Source organism: bacterium (assembly GCA_026129405.1).
In the GTDB taxonomy this organism is placed as follows: domain Bacteria; phylum Desulfobacterota; class Binatia; order DP-6; family DP-6; genus JAHCID01.
Window position 1 is genome coordinate 90,425 of record JAHCID010000012.1, and the last position, 15,953, is coordinate 106,377.

Below are 15,953 nucleotides of genomic sequence, written 5' to 3' on the forward strand. Positions count from 1 at the left end.
CGTTCGGCAGGTCGGGTCGAGAAACCACCGTCTCGGGGTTTTTCCGACTGGTGCGTGGCCCGCGGCCGCGGTATAGCCCGATCGAGCCATGCAGCCGCGAGTGGACGTTGGTCCTATGCAATCCGCGCATCGGCGCGAGGTCGCGCGCAGCGACCGGCGCTGGCTCATGGTGTGGGCTGCGATCTTCCTCGCGATGTTCGGGCTCTTCGCCGCCGCGCACGGCATCTACCGTGCGACCGGTCCGCATCCGGAGGTGCAGGTCTTCCTGCGCCGCGTGAAGCACCACGCGCGCTGGCTCATCCCCGGTCTCAAGAGCCGCCCGAACTGGCGCGGCGGCGACGTCCATCTGCTCGGCGACCACGTCCTCCGTCACCCCGGATCGGCAGCGAGCGGACACGACGCGCAGCGCGGGAACGCCTGATCCGGTCGCCGCGACACCGCGCAGCCGGCGTCGTCGAGCAGGCGCACCGCCGTCCACAGCGGCAGGCCCATGACGTTGCACCAGCACCCGATGATGGCAGCGACGGGACGGAACGGCTCGTCCTGGATGCCGTAGGCGCCCGCCTTGTCGAGGGCGCTCCCGGTGGCGACGTAGGCGGCGATCTCGGTCGGGGTGTAGGCGCGCATCTGCACCCGGCTCGTGCGGATCGCCGTACGCAGCACCGTGCCCGCGCGCAGGGCGACCGCGGTGATCACGTCGTGCTCGCGCGCGCCGAGGCGCGTCAGCATCGCGGCCGCGTCGTCGGCGCCGTGCGGCTTGCCGAGCACGTCGTCGCCCAGCACGACGATCGTGTCGGCCGCGAGGATCGGACGCGCGTCCGCAGGCGCCGCCTCGGCCTTCGCGACGGCGACGGCGAGCGCGCCGGCGGCGGGGGCGCGGCCCGCGGCGATCGCCCGCTCGTCGAGCGCGGTGACGACGCGGTCGAACCCGACGCCCAGCGCCGCCAGCAGATCGCGACGGCGCGGCGAGGCCGAGGCGAGCACGCAGGATGCCGACGTGGATCCCATGGCGCGCGAGTAGATCGGCGCGCCCGGCGCGGCGCAAGCGGCGCCGGCTTGCCCGGCCTCGGCGCGCCCGCTAGCAGCGCGCGGGGTGCCCACGCGCGTCGTCGTCGCCATCGCGCTCGCGAGCCTGGCGCTGGCAGCGCTGGTGCTGCTGCCGGGACTCGGGACGCCGCCGCCCTGGGATCCCGACGAGGGACGGCACGCCGAGATCGCACGCGAGCTCGCGGTGGCGACGCCGCCCGGCGGCTGGCTGCTGCCGACGCTCGACGGCACGCCCTACCGCCGCAAGCCCGTCCTCTACTACTGGCTGGCCGCCGCCGCCCTGACGACCGGCGGCGTCGAGATCGGGATGGCGCGGCTGCCGTCGACACTCGCCGCGATCGCGATCGTCGCGATCACCGGCGCCTGCGGCGCCGCCTGGTGGGGTCCGCTCGCAGGCATGAGCGCGGCGACGGTGCTCACGACTGCGGCAGGATTCGCGCTCGTCGCACGGCTCGCGTCTCCCGACATGACGTTCGCCCTGTGGATCACCTTTGGCGTGGTCGCACTCCGTGCCGGCCTCCGGGCACTGCCGCGCCGCACGGCCCTGGTTCCCGCGGCGCTGGCGGCGGGGCTCGGCACGCTGACGAAGGGCTTCGCCGCTCCCCTCGTCATCGCCCTCGTCGCGGTCGTCGAAGCGGCGCTCACCCGGCGCCTGGCTCTGCTGCACGCGCGCCCGCTGCTGGTCGCCGGCGGCGCCGTCCTCGCGTCGACGCTGCCCTGGATGGTCGCGGTCGCCGTGCTCGACCCGCCCTACCTGCCGCAGCTCGTGCTGCGCGAGCACGTGCAGCGATTCTTCGCCCCCACGACGTCGCTGCACCCGCGCAGCGCCCTCCTCTACCTGCCGGTCCTGCTGGTGGGCTTCCTGCCGTGGAGCCTGCTCCTGCCGGCGGCCCTGCGTGCGGCGCGTCCGCTCGGCGCCGATGCGCCCGCGCGCTTCTGCGCCGCGTGGGCGACGATCGTGGTCGCGCTCTTCAGCCTGTCGTCGGGCAAGCAGGCGATCTACGTGCTGCCGGCGCTGCCGCCGCTCGCCCTCCTCGTCGGCCGCGCGCTCGCCGGCTGGCTGTCGGATGCGCGAGGCCTGCCGCCCCTCGCCCAGCTGGGCCTCGGGCTCGCGGCGCTCGGCTGCATCGTCGCCCCGCCGATCGCGCTCGTGGCGGCGACGTGGACGTACGACGGACGCCTCGCGCCGGCGGCCTGGCTCGCCTGGGGTGCGATCCCGGCCGGCATCCTCGTCCTCTGGCTGCTCACCCGCCGGCGCGACGCTGCCGCGCTCGCCGCTCTCGCGCTCGCCATGGCCGCCGGGCTCCACGTCTTCCACACGGTCGCGCTGCCACGCCTCGCCGACGTCGTCAGCATGGCGCCGCTCGCGGCCGCGGCGCGCGCGCACGTTCCGCCCGACGCGAACGTGCCCATCGTCGCCTACGAGATCCGTGCGGCGTCGCTGAGCTTCGCCCTGGAGCGCCCCGTCCGCCACCTCCACCGGCCGCGGCAGATCGCCCGGCTGCGAGTGCGCCACCCATTGGTCCTGGTCGCGACCACCCGGCGACACCGCGACGTCCTCGACCGCGCCGGCCCCTGGTACGTGTGGTGGGAGGGCCCCCGACGGCTGCTCCTCGGCTCCGTACCACGTCCGACCGCGGCGCCCGGCACGCCGTAGGCCGCCGCGGCGGTGGGAACCCCGGGAGGCCCAGGCTATGATCGCGAGCCGTGGATCCCGGGTTCCTCGACGTCCGCCGGCACGGCTTCGCGCGCGTCGCCGTGTGCGTGCCGGCGATGCGTGTCGCCGATCCCGCCTGGAACGCCGACGCGCATCTGCGGCTCCTGCGCCAGGCACACGCCGAGGGAGCGGTCTACGCCGTCTGCCCGGAGCTCGGGCTGTCCGCGTACACGTGCGGCGACCTCCTCTTCCAGGAGCCGCTGCTCGACGCCGTGCGCACCGCCCTCGCCACGATCGCGCGCGCCACCGCCGACCTCGATCTGTGTCTCTCCGTCGGGCTCCCGCTGCGCGTCGAAGGCGCCCTCTACAACTGCGCGGCGACGCTCTACGGCGGCCGAGTCCTCGCCGTGGCGCCGAAGGCCTATCCGCCGAACTACCGCGAATTCTACGAGCTGCGCTGGTTCCAGCCCGCGGCGACGGCACGCGTCGACACGACCGACCTGCTCGGCGAGCGCGTCCCCTTCGGCACGGACGTCCTGCTGGCGCTCCCGCACGTCCCCGACTTCGTCCTCCATACGGAGGTCTGTGAGGATCTCTGGACGCCCGTCCCGCCCAGCGCCCGCGCCGCGCTCGCCGGCGCCACCGTGCTCGCCAACCTCTCCGCGTCGAACGTCACCGTCGCCAAGTTCGAGTACCGTCGCGCGCTCGTGCAGATGGCCGCGGCGAAGCATCTCGCGGTGCAGCTCTACTCGGCCGCCGGATTCGGCGAGTCGTCGGCCGACCTCGCCTGGGACGGCCATGGGATGATCGCGGATCGCGGCGAGCTCGTTGCCGAGACCGAGCGCTTCGCACGCGACGGCAGCTTCGCGGTCGCCGACGTCGACCTCCTGGCGCTGGCGCAGGACCGCATGCGCCAGACGTCGTTCGCACAGAACGCGGCGCAGTACGCGGTGGCGGCCCGACGCGTGGCGGCGACGCCGGTACGCGACCCGCGTCCCGGCGACGTCTGGCATGCGCTGCGCCGCACCGTGCGGCCGCTGCCCTTCGTCCCCGACGATCCGGCACAGCGCACCGCGCGCTGCCGCGAGATCTTCGCGATCCAGGCGACCGCCCTGGCGCGCCGCCTCGACGCCCTTCCTCCGGACGCCCGCCGGCTCGTCCTCGGCGTCTCCGGCGGTCGCGACTCGACGCTCGCGCTCCTCGTGGCCGTCCACGCCGTCGACCTCGTCGGGCTGGCGCGTCACGACGTCGTCGCGGTGACCATGCCGGGCTTCGGCACGTCCGACGCCACCCATCGCGCCGCCCGCGCGCTCGCTACGGCGCTCGGCATCACGCTGCGCGAGACCGACATCCGCCCGCTGGCCGACGCGACCTTCGCCGCCGTCGGCCACGATCCGGCGGTCGAGGACGTCACGTTCGAGAACGTCCAGGCCTGGACGCGCAAGATGCTGCTCTTCGCCGTCGCCTCGCGCGAGCGCGGCATCGACGTGGGCACCGGCGATCTGTCGGAAGCGGCGCTCGGCTTCGCGACCTACGGCGGCGACCACATGTCGCACTACGGCGTCAACGCCGGCGTGCCGAAGACGCTCGTCTCCGAGCTCATCCGATGGTCGGCCGAGGTGCCGTTCGCCGGCGAGCCGGCCGTCGCCGCGGTGCTGCGCGACGTGCTCGCCCTGCCCATCAGCCCGGAGCTGCTGCGGCCCACCGCCGCCGGGGACATCGCGCAACGCTCGGAAGACCTCGTCGGCCCGTACGAGCTACACGATTTCTTTCTCTACCACATCCTGCGCTTCGGCTTCGGGCCGCGCCGCGTGGCCCGGCTGGCGCTGGCGGCTTTCGGCGACCGCTATGCGATCGGCGAGATCCGGCGCTGGCTGATCGTGTTCGTCCGCCGCTTCTTCGCGAGCCAATTCAAACGCGACTGTCAGCCCGGCGCGCCGAAGGTCGGCTCGGGCGGCTCGCTCTCGCCGCGCGGCGACTGGCGCATGCCCGCCGACGCGTCGCCGGCCGCCTGGCTTGCCGACGCCGAGGGCATCCCGGAAGCGTAGGCCCCGGACCTCGAGGCGACCAGCCAGCCTCAGCCGCCGCGGAAGACGATGAGGCCGTGGGTCGGATCGTACGGCGAGACGGCGATCGTCACACGATCCCCCGCGATCACGCGGATGTGATACCGGCGCATCCGGCCGCCGATCTTGGCGAGGAATTCCATGCCGTTGTCGCCCTTCACCCGGTAGTTTCCCCCGGCGAGCGCCTCGACGATGGTGCCCTTGATCTGAATGAGGTCGTCGCGAGCCAAGACCGGCACTGGTAGCACGACGACCCCACGCGGGCAATTCGGGACGCCTCCCCGCATCCGCCAGTCGGATATCGATGACCCGCACGGCACGCCTCCATCCGCAAGCTATCTAGCGCACCCCGCGCGCGCCGTTGCAGGCGTGCAACGACGCGGGGTGTCGAGAGAAATCGGCGCTTTCGCGGGGAAAAATATGTTGACATCCCAGACCGCCAAAAGTACACGCTCGCTCGTCAAACTGGGGTTCGGTGGCCAGTAGCCCGGAGACCATCAACCACACACCAACAGATCAGGAGGGGATATGCGCAAGGTTGTTCTTGGGTTCGTGGGCGTGGCGCTGATCGCCAGCTCGGCGATGGCCCAGTCCTTCAACGTGCCTTCGAAGGCGAAGGGCCTGAAGGGCGAGCTCGTGAAGGCGTTCGACGCCTGTACGTCGCCGACGACGTTCACGAATCCGCCGGTCGCGCTGCCGGCTTGTTCGGTCGTCACGCCGGACACGTCGTGCAACTTCGGCTCGAAGGGCGCCGGCAAGTTCGGCGTGGGCGTCAGCAAGACCGACGCGAAGATCGGTGCCACGCTGAGCGGCCTGTCCGGCTGCGACGGTGAGACCCTCACCGCCGGTGCCAACGCCCGCGTCACCACCACCGACTGCCAGTCGGGCGGTGACTGCACGGTCGTCGACCTCATCGGCTTCCCGGTCGGCAGCTGCGTCGTCTCCGGTGGCAAGTGCTCGATCAAGACCACCGTCGAGGGCGCGATCGGCCTCGGCACGAACGTCTTCAAGGACGGTCAGGTCGTCAGCATCGAGATCCTCGGTGTGGACGTGCTCCACAACGGCCTCCGGACGTTCTCGTCCGGTATCAAGATCGGCCCGAAGTAAGTCGCCCGTCGACTACTCCGAGCCAATCGGCTGAAGGGAGCCGGGAGGTCGCAAGACCTCCCGGCTCTTTTCATTTCGGCTCGGCGGGCTTGGCCCGCGCGAAGAAGACCTCGAACGCCTTCACCGGCAGGAGCACGGTCCGGCCGGTCGCACCGCCGGGTAGACGAAGCTTGAGCGAGCCCCCCTCCACCGGCACGAAGCGCAATCCGGGGCGGTCGGGCATCGGCGTCATGCCGTGCGACAGCAGGAACACGCGTGTGCGCTTCGCCGCGACGAGCAGCGCAGGAACCGTCTCCAGCTGACCGGACGGTCCCGGCAGCACGATGCTGGTGCGCCCGTGGACGAGCCAGAGACCGACGTCGAGCAGCGTCTCGCGCAGCGAGGCGTCGAGCAGCAATACGGTGCCGACGGGAAAGCGCGCCGCGAGGCTGGCGACCTGGGCACCGGCGCCCTCCCAGTAGTTGGCGTCGACCAGCGCGCGCACGGGGCGCGCAGCGAGTACGAGCACCACGACCGCGACGGCGACGCCCAGCCCGCGCAGGCGCGCGCCGATCGTCACGACGACGCTCGCGACGCCCCAACAGAGGACCGGAAGCACGACCGGCAGCAGGCGCCGGCCCGCCCACACCGCGGCGCCCGCCGCGTGGAGGTCGAGCACGAGGTGAGCGCCCGTGACCGCGGCGAGCAGCAGCGCGAGCCGTCCGCTCGGGCCGTCGGGTCCGCGCCAGGCGAGCCACAGCAGCCCCGGCACCGCGAGCACCGTCGCCCCCCAGCCGACGTAGTCGGGGAGCCACCAGAGCGCGCCGCCGGCGGCACGCGAGCGCCCGAGACCAATGTACAGCGCCGCCCACGCCGCGAGCAGGACGACGAAGCCGATCCGCATCAGCGCGCCCCGGCCGCGGAGCTGCCAGAGGAAGGCCGCGGCCGCGAGCGCCGAGACAGCGAGCAGGGCTCCCTGCCAGGGCGCCGCCGCACCCGCGGCCGCCATGCGCCGGAGGTCCAGCGTCCACGCGAGGGCGGCACGATAGTGCGTGGGCACCAGGACGAGGGTCGCGACGGTGGCCCAGATCAGTCCGAGGACGACGAGCGGGAGCGCGAGCGCGGGAAGACGCGTACGCCATCCGCGGCCGGCGATCTCGCCGAGCAGCAACGCGAGCGGGAGAAAGAGCGCGTACTCGATGCGTGCGACGGTCGCGAGCCCCAGGCCGGCGCCGCAGGCGATCGCTGCGACCGGTGCCCGCGTATCGTGGTAGCGCTGGAACGCAACGAGCGCGAGCCACAGGAACGCCTGCCCGCCCACCTCGCCCATCGGCAAGCGTGCGAAGAACACCTGCGGGAGCGCCATGCCGAGCAGCACGGCCGCGAGCCACGCCGTCGTGCGCCCGGCCAACCTACGGACGAGAAGGAAGACGGCGGTCACGCCCGTCGCACCGAGGAGCGGCGTCACGGCGCGCGCTCCCGTTTCGCCGCCCGCCGCCCAACCGAGACCGAGCCATACGGACGGCAGGGCGCTGAACGTCGACCACACCGGCGAGGCGTAGCCGTCGAACACGAGCCCGGCGATGCTGCGATAGAGACCGGGCACCTCGCCCGGCACCGCGACCGGAAAGACGCGACGCTGGAGCGGCACCGGCATGCGATCCAGCACCGGATCGGCGATCGCGAGCGAGCCCGTGCGCGCGAGGTAGGCGCCGACGTCGAGGTAGGCGGTCGCGTCCGACCCGTAGACCACCACGTCGTAGCCGGGCAGGTAGAACACGACCGCGACGAGGAAGACGAGCAGCGGCTCCCACCAGCGGGCGGGCGACGATCGCGGCACGCCGTCGCGCGGCCGCCACCACCATCCCGCGACGCCGGCGAGCGCCGCAAGCGTCGCGATCGGCGCGAGCGAGAATACGCCAGCGACGCCGAGGGCGAGACCGGTCGCACAAGCCGTCGCGAGCAGGAGGAGCCCGCAGACGGCCGCGTCGGCGGCGGGATCGCGCGACACGGCCGCTCAGGACAACCCGAGCTTCTCTTTGCCCTCGGCGCTGATGCGCACCGGGTGCCAGGGCGGATCGAACACCACGTCGACCCGGACGTTGGGCTGTCCCAGCGCCGCGACCTTCTGCTTCACGTCCTCGGGAATCTGGCGCGCCGACGGGCAGCCCTCGGAGGTGAGCGTCATCTTGATGGCGATCGCGGCCTCGTCGATGTCGACGTCGTAGATGAGCCCGAGGTCGTACACGTTCAGCGGGATCTCGGGATCGAAGCACTGGCGGATGGCCGCGATCACCTGATCGGCGACGACCGGCCCGCCCCGGTACTGCACGCTCGTCCCGGTGTTCGCGGGCGCCGGCGCGGGTGGCGGGGCGTCGGCCGCGCGCTCGCGCGGTCCCGTCCACGCGTGCATGCCGCCCGCGAGATTGAGAAGACGCGTGTAGCCGCGGTCGGCGAGGATCGCGCACGCCGATGCGCTTCGCCCGCCCGCCGCGCAGGTGACCAGCAGCGGCGTCTCGCGCGACGGCAGCTCGTTCAACCGGTCCTCGATCTCGTCGAGCGGTACGAGCCGCGAGCGCGGGATGTGGCCGCTCGCGTACTCGGCGGGCGTACGCACGTCGAGCACGAAGAGATCGGGATGCTGCTCCCAGAGGACCAGGGCCGGCGCCGCCTCGACGTCGCGGATCGGATCGCCGCGCTCGATGAGCGTCGGCGGCACCGAGCGGCCCGCCGCCACGTCGGCCAGATGCGCACGAGTCACCGCGAGCCCGCGATCGAGCACCCCGCGGACGTCGTCCACCGCGCGCTCCAGCCGCCGGACCTCCGTCAGCCGGCGTTCCATCTCCGCGACGCGGCGCCACAGACGCACGACCACCACCGCCAACGCGACGACGGCGAGCACCGCAAGCAGGATCCCCATGGCTGGCGACTATACCGTTGACTCCCCGGGGTTACCATGCTGAGCAGGGCCGCGTGCGGGCGGTCATCGTGCGGCAACCGGGCGACGAGAGCGTGCTCGCGCTGGGCGAGGTGCCGGCGCCGCTGCTCGGGCCGGCCGACGTCCGCATCCGCGTCGCGACCGCGGCGGTGAACCGCGCCGACCTGCTGCAACGCCAGGGCCTCTACCCGCCTCCGCCGGGCGTCACCGACGTGCTCGGGCTCGAGTGCGCCGGCGAGGTGATCGAGATCGGCGCGGACGTGCGCGACGTCGCCGTCGACACGCGCGTCATGGCGCTGCTCCCCGGCGGCGGCTATGCGGAAGAGGTCGCCGTCGATCATGGCAGCGTCATGCCCGTGCCCGACGCCCTCACCGACGAGGAAGCGGCCGGCGTCCCCGAGGTGTTCCTCACCGCCTTCGCGAACCTCTTCCTGCCGCGGCTCGGCGCCCTGCAGGCGGGTGAGTCCGCGCTCGTCCATGGCGGCGGTGGCGGCGTGGGCACGGCGGCCATCGTGCTGCTGCGTGAAACCGGCAACCCGTGCTTCGTCACCGTCGGAAGCGCCGAGAAGGGCCGGCGCTGCGAGGCCCTCGGCGCCAGCCTCGCGCTCGACTACACCGCCGGCGACTTCGCCGACGCGGTCCGCGCGCGCACCGACGGCCGCGGCGTCGACGTCGTGCTCGATCACGTCGGCGCGACCTACCTCGAGCCCAACCTGCGTGCGCTCGCCGTCGGCGGCCGCCTCGTGGTCATCGGCCTCATGGGCGGCGGCACGTTCGCCGAGCTCGATCTGGGCGCGCTGCTGCTGCGACGTCAGAGCGTCATCGGCTCGACGCTGCGCAGTCGCCCGACCGCGGAGAAATCGGACGTGGTGCGGGCCTTCCTCGATCGCTTCGGCGCTGCGCTGCGGGCCGGGCGTCTGCGCCCCCCGATCGACGCCGTGCTGCCCCTCGCCGACGTCGCGGAGGCGCACCGGCGCATGCAGGCGAGCGCGCACTTCGGCAAGATCGTGCTGCGCGTGCGCTGAACACGGCGACGCCCGGGACGCAGGCGCGTCCCGGGCGTCGTGTCGATCAGTCGCGTCGCACGACGGCGACGCGATCCGATCGTCGCCTCACTTCGGACCGATACGCAGGCCCATCGAGAACGTGCGCAGACCGGCGCGAAGCACGTCGGCGCCGAGGATCTCGATGCTCACGACCTGGCCCTCCTTGAACACGTTCGTGCCGAGGCCGATGGCGCCCTCGACCGTCGTCTTCACCGAGCACTTGCCGGCGGTCACGACGCAGCTGCCGATCGGGAAGCCGACCAGGTCGACGACCGTGCAGTCGCCACCCGACTGACAGTCGGTGGTGGTGACGCGGCTGTTCGCGCCGATGGTGAGGGTCTCCCCGTCGCAGCCCGTGAGACCGCTCAGGGTGGCGCCGACCTTGATGTCGGTCTTGCTGACGCCGGCGCTGAACTTGCCCGCACCCTTCGACCCGAAGTTGCACATCGGATCCGGCGTGACGACCGAACAAGCCGGCAGCGCGACCGGCGGATTCGTGAACGTCGTCGGCGACGTACAGTCGTCGAACGCCTTCACGAGCTCGCCCTTCAGGCCCTTCGCCTTCGCGGGCACGTTGAACGACTGCGCGAACGCCGGACCGGCGATCAGCAGCGCACCCGCAACCACGAGCAGCTTCTTCATGACACCCCCCTTGAGATTGCCTGACGATTCGGCGGGGGCCCGCCGCACCCCCCGCAGGTTTGAACCCCGCGTCGCACTTCGACGGCACGACGTCCGACGGGTGCGAGCGGCAAGGCGCGGCGACCTTCGTGCTCGACCGTCGGGACGTGCAGCACGCTCGCGCTTCGTCGACCTCCTTCGTGGCGCCGAGTCGCACGAGGCGGATCTGCGACCGGTCGTCGGGATGGACGCGAACCCCGCTTAATATGACGCCGTCGAAACCGTCAACTGGTTTATTGATGCACCTATCAGAGCTATAGCGCGCGCCCGACGAGGAGGTGTTCCCATGACGCAGCACGACGACGATTGGATGGCCCGCGGCCGCGAGATCGCGGCCCGCCTCTGGGGGGTGCAGGCCGGTGCCCAGCTGCTGCCGGCGCAGCGACTCGCTCCGGAGTTCTTCGGCCTCGTGACGCAGTTCGTCTTCGGAATGTTCTGGTCCCGGCCGGGGCTCGACACCCGCAGCCGTAGCCTGTGCACCGTCGCCCAGCTCGCGGCGCTCGGCCGCACCGACGAGCTGAAGGCGCACCTCTACGGCGCCCTCAATCTCGGCATCACGCGCGAAGAGCTGATCGAGGTCCTCATGCAAACGGCCTGCTACGCCGGCGTGCCCGCCGCGGTGCAGGCCCTGAACGCCGCCGCCGACGTGCTGGGGACTCCGCAGCCCTGACCCGCTACCGCGGCCGCTTCGCACCCTCGCCCACCGGCGACCTGCATCTCGGCTCGGCGGCGACCGCACTGCTCGCGTGGCTCTCGGCGCGCGCTGCGGGCGGCGCCTTCGTCCTGCGCGTCGAGGATCTCGACGCGCCGCGCGTCGTCGATGGCGCGGAGCGGCGGCAGCTCGAGGACCTGCGCTGGCTCGGCCTCGCCTGGGACGAGGGGCCCGACGTCGGCGGTCCCGTCGCCCCCTATCGCCAGTCCGAGCGTCTGGCCCGCTACGCCGACGCTGCGACGCGCCTCGAAGCCGCCGGGCTGGCCTACCGCTGCGACTGCTCGCGTCGCGAGATCGCCCGCGTCGCCAGCGCTCCCCACGGCGACGACGGGCCGCGCTATCCCGGCACCTGCCGCGATCGCGATCCGCGCGCGCGCCCGTGGCGCCGCCCGCCCGCGCTGCGCCTGCGTGTCCCCGCCGGACCCGTCGTCGTCGTCGACGCCCTCGCCGGCCGGGTCGTCGAGGACGTCGCGGCGACGATCGGCGACTTCGTGCTCCGCCGCGGCGACGGCGCGTTCGCCTACCAGCTCGCGGTCGTGGTGGACGACCTCGCGATGGGCATCACGGAGGTCGTGCGGGGCCACGATCTGCTCACCTCGGCCCCGCGGCAGGTGCTCCTCGCGCGCCTCCTCGGCGGCACGCCGCCCGGGTTCGCCCATGCCCCGCTCGTGGTCGACCACGACGGTGCCCGCCTCGCCAAGCGCGCGCGCGGCATGACGCTGCGCGACCTGCGCGCCGACGGCGAGAGCCCGAGCGGCGTGCTTCGCCGTCTCGCGACGCTCCTAGACCTCGGACCGGGCGACACGCCCGCCGACCTCCTGCGCGGCTTCGACCGCACGCGCCTGCGCGGCCGCACGAGCGTACGCCTGCCGCCGTCAGGCGCGACCTGAGCGACCGGCGCGCAGGCGATGCGCCGCGACGGCGACGGTCGCGACCAGGAGCAGCGCCGCCGCAGCGGGCAGGACGACGCCGGGGCGTAGCACATCCGAGACCGAGCCGGTGGCGCCGAGCACGTCGCCGAAGTACACCGCCGCCGCCAGCCCGGGAACGATCCCGATCGCGGTACCGAAGACGTAGTGGCTCGTGCGCACGCGCGTCGCGCCGAGGGCCCAGTTGAGCGGCGGCGAGAGGAAGAGCAGCAGGCGCAGGCCGGTGACCGTCAGCACCCCGCGATGGACGAGGCGCTCGTCGAGCGCGCGGATCCACTCGAAGCGGTCGCGCAGCGCCCGCTGCGCATACTCCTGCGCGGTGTAGCGCACGAGGAAAAACGTGGTCGTCGTGCCGATCAGGCTCGCGACGTATGCATAGACGAACCCCGGGAGGCCGCCGAACAGGATGCCGCCGAGCGCCGCGAACAGTATCTCCGGGCCGGGGATGAAGAACCCCGCGACGAAGACGCCGAGGAACACGAGCGGCCCGAGCACCCCCGCCGCCTCGACGGCGCGCCGCATGCCGTCGACGCTGAGCCACGCCGGCGGCGCGACATGGGCGACGGCGATGCAGGCGGCGGCGACCAGCAGGACGGCGAGCGCGAGGCGGAGCGGCGGGGACATGCGGACGCGGATCAGGTGCGGGGCGGCGCCAGCGAGAAGCGCACGCCCGACTGTCGCTCGACGAGCTCGACGAGGTCGGTGAAGTCGCGCTCGCCGAGCCCCGCGCCCACGGCGGCGACGAGCGTCTGCGCGACCTGGGCCGCGATCGGCACCGGCACCGCCTGCTCGCGCGCGAGCTCGACGAGCAGCCCGGCATCCTTGGCCGCGAGCGCGAGCGCGAACATCGTCGGCCGCCCGCGCTCGTTGATGCCCTCGACCATACGGTCGGTGAAGATGTTGCCGGCGCCGCCGGCGCGCACGACGTCGATCATCGCGCGCAGATCGATGCCGGCCCGCACCGCGACGCCGAGCACCTCGAGCGACGCGACGGTGGCCGTGAAGGCGAGCAGGCTGTTCACGAGCTTCGCCGTGTTGCCGAGCCCGAGCCCGCCCAGGTGGAAGCTCGCCCGCCCGAGGCGGTCGAGAAGCGGCTTCGCGCGCGCGTACGCCGCCGCCTCCCCGCCCACCATGAAGACCAGCATCCGCGCCTGCGCGCCCGGCGCACCACCGGTGAGCGGCGCCTCGAGGAGGTGGCGGCCGGCGGCGGCGATCCGTTCGCCCACGGCCCGCACGGTGGCGGGTGCGTTCGTCGTGAGGTCGATCAGGACGGCGGCGGGCGCGGCGGCCGCGAGCCACGCGGTCGCGACCTCCTCCATGACGGCCGGCGTCGGGACGGAGACGAACGTGAAGGCGCTCGCGCGCCCCACTGCGGCGACGTCCGTCGCCCCCTGTGCCCCCTCGGCGACCAGCGCGGTCACGCGCTCGGGAACGGCATCGTACACCGTGACTGCGTAGCCGTCCGCGAGGAGATTCCGCGCGACGGCGCCGCCGATGTTGCCGAGCCCGACGACGCCGACCTGCTCGCTGCCCACGTCGCGCTCCCTACTTCGGCGCCATGCGAATGGCGCCGTCGAGGCGGATCACCTCGCCGTTCAGGAACATGTTGGTGGTGATCTCGCGCACCAGCGACGCGAACTCCGGCGGGCGCCCGAGCCGCGACGGGAACGGGATCTGCGCGCCCAGCGCCTGGCGCACGGCCTCCGGCGCCATCGCCAGCATCGGCGTGTCGAACGTGCCCGGCGCGATGGTGCAGACGCGGATGCCCATCGACGCCAGGTCGCGCGCGATCGGCAGGGTCATGCCGACGACGCCGCCCTTCGAGGCCGCGTACGCGGCCTGGCCGATCTGGCCGTCGAACGCCGCCACCGAGGCGGTGTTGACGATCACGCCGCGCTCGCCTTCCGCGTTCGGCGGCTGCGTCGCCATCTGCGCGGCGGCGAGGCGGATGCAGTTGAAGGTGCCGATCAGGTTGATCTCGATCGTCTTCGCGAACAGCTCGAGCGGCAGCGGGCCCTGGCGCGAGATCGTACGACCCGCCGTCCCGACGCCGGCGCAGTTGACGAGCGCCGTCAGCCGCCCGAAGCGCTCGACCGCCTTCTTCACCGCCGCCTCGACCTCGGGGCCGCTGGTCACGTCCGCGGGCGTGAAGACCGCCCGCTCGCCGAGCGACGCGGCGAGCGCCTCGCCGTTCGAGTTGGGGCGATCGAGGATGGCGGCGCGGCCGCCGCCGTCGACGAACATGCGCACGGTGGCCTCACCGAGACCGGAGGCTCCACCCGTGACCAGGGCCACGCTGTCGGCAATCTGCATCGCGCCTGCATAGCCCCTCGCCCTGCGCAGGACCAGTGCTGCTTGCACCGTTCGGGGCGCCCGCGACACACTTCGCCCCGATGCGTCTCGACCTCCACGGCGAGCCCCTCCACACCCGCACCCTCGGCGTCACCCTGACGCAGCGGGCCGACGGACATCTCGACGCCGCCGGCGTGCTGCTCGACCTGCGCAAGCGCGGCTTCGTCCCCGTCGGCGGCGACCTCCAGCCTGCCGGCATCGTCCATCAGATGCTGCTCGACGGGGTGATCGATCCGGCCGGCCCCACGCTGACGCAGCTCGCCGTGCGTCAGCCGCACGTGGCCTTCGAGCGCTCCGCGCTCACCCGCGGCGAGAGCTGCCGCGATCCGGCCGACCGCATCGCGCTCCTCGCCGGGGCGCGGCTCGACGCCGGCTGGGCGCGCCGGCTCGCCGAGGACATCGGCGGTCCGCGCGGCTGCTCGCACGTGCTCACGCTGGCTCAGTACCTCGGCGCCACGATCGCCTGGGTCCTGCCGCACCTGGCGGCGCCGCCCGGCGTCCCGCCGTGGGACGCAGGTCGACGCGTCTTCCGCCGCGACGTCGCCGTCGACGGCGCGCAGCCGGACGAGCGCACGCTCGTGCTCGCGCTCCAGCAGATCGATCTGCACCTCGCGCCGGTGTCCGAGCCCGCGCCGGCGATGGAGCGCTTCGCCGGCGCCCGCGAGCTGCGCGTGCTCGCGACGGTCGACCTCGGCGCGATGGCGTTCACGGCGCTCGAGGTCGCCGAGCGCCGCCGCGACGCCGCCCGGCTCGACGCACCGTGGGCGCCGCGCACGGACGTCGCCGAGCGGTGCCGCGGGCTCTCCGTCCTGCGCGGCGTCAGCGCCGCCCTCCTCGAGCGCGTGGACGCCGCCGACGACCGCCCCGTGCTCGACGCCCTCCTCCAGCTCGCACCGACGCTCATCCAGGTGTTCGCCGCGCTCTCCGATCCCTGGGCCGCGATGGCGCGCGAGCAGGGCTGGATCGTGGGCATGGGCGGACGTCCCGACTCGTGCTGGATGTGGCGACGCGGCGGCGCGCTGCGCGACGCCCGCGGCCCCGGCGACCCCGCCTTCTGAACGCGCCGGCGCCGGGGACGTTGCCGGAAGCGGGCGATCCCGCTTCAATGGATCCGGATGGCAGGACCGAAGGAGCAAGGGGGCGTCGGGGTCGTCGAGAAGACGGTCCCGAAGGAGCGCACGCGCCGGCCCAAGCGCTACAAGGTTCTCCTGCACAACGACGACTACACCACCATGGAGTTCGTCGTCTGGGTGCTCCAGGCCGTCTTCCACCACGACGAGGCGAGCGCCACCGAGATCATGCTCCACGTCCACCGCAACGGGCTCGGCGTCGCCGGCGTCTACACCAGGGAGGTCGCCGAGATGCGGGTCGCGCAGGTCGCGGCATTGGCCAAGGAGCACGAGTTCCCGCTGCGCGCGAGCGCCGAGGAGGAGGACTGA

17 protein-coding genes are annotated in these 15,953 nt (G+C 73.3%); 9 read left to right on the forward strand and 8 right to left on the reverse strand.

Annotated features, from left to right (window positions below):
- Positions 1-115: 115 nt before the first annotated feature.
- Positions 116-421 carry a hypothetical protein gene (locus tag KIT14_25650; GenBank protein ID MCW5893903.1) on the forward strand — a complete coding sequence of 102 codons (306 nt, stop codon included), beginning with the start codon at positions 116-118 and terminating at the stop codon, positions 419-421.
- Here the strand turns inward: KIT14_25650 and maf are convergent.
- The gene (gene maf / locus KIT14_25655) at positions 370-1,008 is read right to left on the reverse strand and encodes a septum formation protein Maf (protein ID MCW5893904.1); all 639 of its coding nucleotides are present in this window, start codon (positions 1,006-1,008) and stop codon (positions 370-372) included. The genes KIT14_25650 and maf overlap by 52 nt on opposite strands.
- Positions 1,009-1,093: 85 nt before the next feature.
- On the opposite strand from maf, the gene KIT14_25660 reads away from it, so the two are divergent.
- Both KIT14_25660 and KIT14_25665 read left to right on the forward strand, forming a co-directional pair.
- Positions 1,094-2,704, forward strand: a complete 1,611-nt coding sequence (locus tag KIT14_25660) for a glycosyltransferase family 39 protein (GenBank protein ID MCW5893905.1) — start codon at positions 1,094-1,096, stop codon at positions 2,702-2,704.
- Positions 2,705-2,754: 50 nt separating this feature from the next.
- The gene (locus tag KIT14_25665) at positions 2,755-4,752 is read left to right on the forward strand and encodes an NAD(+) synthase (protein ID MCW5893906.1); all 1,998 of its coding nucleotides are present in this window, start codon (positions 2,755-2,757) and stop codon (positions 4,750-4,752) included.
- Positions 4,753-4,781: 29 nt separating this feature from the next.
- On the opposite strand, the gene infA is transcribed toward KIT14_25665, so the two are convergent.
- A complete protein-coding gene (gene infA, locus KIT14_25670) occupies positions 4,782-5,000 on the reverse strand; it encodes a translation initiation factor IF-1 (GenBank protein MCW5893907.1) in 219 nt (72 codons plus the stop codon).
- A gap of 298 nt (positions 5,001-5,298) precedes the next feature.
- On the opposite strand from infA, the gene KIT14_25675 reads away from it, so the two are divergent.
- Positions 5,299-5,877, forward strand: a complete 579-nt coding sequence (locus tag KIT14_25675) for a hypothetical protein (protein MCW5893908.1) — start codon at positions 5,299-5,301, stop codon at positions 5,875-5,877.
- A gap of 70 nt (positions 5,878-5,947) precedes the next feature.
- On the opposite strand, the gene KIT14_25680 is transcribed toward KIT14_25675, so the two are convergent.
- Both KIT14_25680 and KIT14_25685 read right to left on the reverse strand, forming a co-directional pair.
- Positions 5,948-7,867, reverse strand: coding sequence for a glycosyltransferase family 39 protein (locus KIT14_25680; GenBank protein MCW5893909.1), 1,920 nt, complete (start codon positions 7,865-7,867; stop codon positions 5,948-5,950).
- Between the two features lie 6 nt (positions 7,868-7,873).
- Positions 7,874-8,776, reverse strand: coding sequence for a DUF59 domain-containing protein (locus KIT14_25685; protein ID MCW5893910.1), 903 nt, complete (start codon positions 8,774-8,776; stop codon positions 7,874-7,876).
- Positions 8,777-8,829: 53 nt separating this feature from the next.
- Here KIT14_25685 and KIT14_25690 point away from each other — a divergent pair, with 53 nt between their 5' ends.
- Positions 8,830-9,819 (forward strand): NAD(P)H-quinone oxidoreductase, encoded by a 990-nt coding sequence (locus tag KIT14_25690; GenBank protein ID MCW5893911.1) that lies wholly within the window; start codon positions 8,830-8,832, stop codon positions 9,817-9,819.
- An 87-nt stretch (positions 9,820-9,906) separates the two neighbouring features.
- Here the strand turns inward: KIT14_25690 and KIT14_25695 are convergent, their stop codons facing one another.
- Positions 9,907-10,482 (reverse strand): hypothetical protein, encoded by a 576-nt coding sequence (locus KIT14_25695; protein MCW5893912.1) that lies wholly within the window; start codon positions 10,480-10,482, stop codon positions 9,907-9,909.
- A gap of 325 nt (positions 10,483-10,807) precedes the next feature.
- On the opposite strand from KIT14_25695, the gene KIT14_25700 reads away from it, so the two are divergent.
- Both KIT14_25700 and gluQ read left to right on the forward strand, forming a co-directional pair.
- Positions 10,808-11,191, forward strand: a complete 384-nt coding sequence (locus KIT14_25700; protein ID MCW5893913.1) for a carboxymuconolactone decarboxylase family protein — start codon at positions 10,808-10,810, stop codon at positions 11,189-11,191.
- Complete coding sequence (gluQ, locus tag KIT14_25705; GenBank protein ID MCW5893914.1) at positions 11,188-12,123, forward strand: tRNA glutamyl-Q(34) synthetase GluQRS; 936 nt, start codon at positions 11,188-11,190, stop codon at positions 12,121-12,123. The genes KIT14_25700 and gluQ overlap by 4 nt, the downstream gene beginning before the upstream one ends.
- On the opposite strand, the gene KIT14_25710 is transcribed toward gluQ, so the two are convergent.
- The 3 genes from KIT14_25710 to KIT14_25720 are packed head-to-tail and all read right to left on the reverse strand — an operon-like array spanning position 12,109 to position 14,475.
- A complete protein-coding gene (locus KIT14_25710) occupies positions 12,109-12,786 on the reverse strand; it encodes a TVP38/TMEM64 family protein (protein ID MCW5893915.1) in 678 nt (225 codons plus the stop codon). The two genes, gluQ and KIT14_25710, sit on opposite strands and share 15 nt — an antisense overlap.
- Before the next feature lie 11 nt (positions 12,787-12,797).
- Complete coding sequence (locus KIT14_25715; protein ID MCW5893916.1) at positions 12,798-13,697, reverse strand: NAD(P)-dependent oxidoreductase; 900 nt, start codon at positions 13,695-13,697, stop codon at positions 12,798-12,800.
- A gap of 10 nt (positions 13,698-13,707) precedes the next feature.
- A complete protein-coding gene (locus KIT14_25720) occupies positions 13,708-14,475 on the reverse strand; it encodes a 3-hydroxyacyl-CoA dehydrogenase (protein MCW5893917.1) in 768 nt (255 codons plus the stop codon).
- Between the two features lie 80 nt (positions 14,476-14,555).
- Between KIT14_25720 and KIT14_25725 the strand changes: the two genes are divergently transcribed.
- Both KIT14_25725 and KIT14_25730 read left to right on the forward strand, forming a co-directional pair.
- Entirely contained in the window at positions 14,556-15,572 is a 1,017-nt protein-coding gene (locus tag KIT14_25725; GenBank protein ID MCW5893918.1) for a DUF2889 domain-containing protein, read from the forward strand.
- Positions 15,573-15,629: 57 nt separating this feature from the next.
- Entirely contained in the window at positions 15,630-15,953 is a 324-nt protein-coding gene (locus KIT14_25730; protein ID MCW5893919.1) for an ATP-dependent Clp protease adaptor ClpS, read from the forward strand.

Coding starts and splice junctions, on each gene's coding strand:
- KIT14_25730 (MCW5893919.1), top strand. CDS start 15,630: ATGGCAGGACCGAAGGAGCAAGGGGGCGTCGGGGTCGTCGAGAAGACG.
- KIT14_25675 (MCW5893908.1), top strand. CDS start 5,299: ATGCGCAAGGTTGTTCTTGGGTTCGTGGGCGTGGCGCTGATCGCCAGC.
- KIT14_25650 (MCW5893903.1), top strand. CDS start 116: ATGCAATCCGCGCATCGGCGCGAGGTCGCGCGCAGCGACCGGCGCTGG.
- maf (MCW5893904.1), bottom strand. CDS start 1,008: ATGGGATCCACGTCGGCATCCTGCGTGCTCGCCTCGGCCTCGCCGCGC.
- KIT14_25710 (MCW5893915.1), bottom strand. CDS start 12,786: ATGTCCCCGCCGCTCCGCCTCGCGCTCGCCGTCCTGCTGGTCGCCGCC.
- KIT14_25720 (MCW5893917.1), bottom strand. CDS start 14,475: ATGCAGATTGCCGACAGCGTGGCCCTGGTCACGGGTGGAGCCTCCGGT.
- KIT14_25700 (MCW5893913.1), top strand. CDS start 10,808: ATGACGCAGCACGACGACGATTGGATGGCCCGCGGCCGCGAGATCGCG.
- KIT14_25685 (MCW5893910.1), bottom strand. CDS start 8,776: ATGGGGATCCTGCTTGCGGTGCTCGCCGTCGTCGCGTTGGCGGTGGTG.
- KIT14_25725 (MCW5893918.1), top strand. CDS start 14,556: ATGCGTCTCGACCTCCACGGCGAGCCCCTCCACACCCGCACCCTCGGC.
- KIT14_25695 (MCW5893912.1), bottom strand. CDS start 10,482: ATGAAGAAGCTGCTCGTGGTTGCGGGTGCGCTGCTGATCGCCGGTCCG.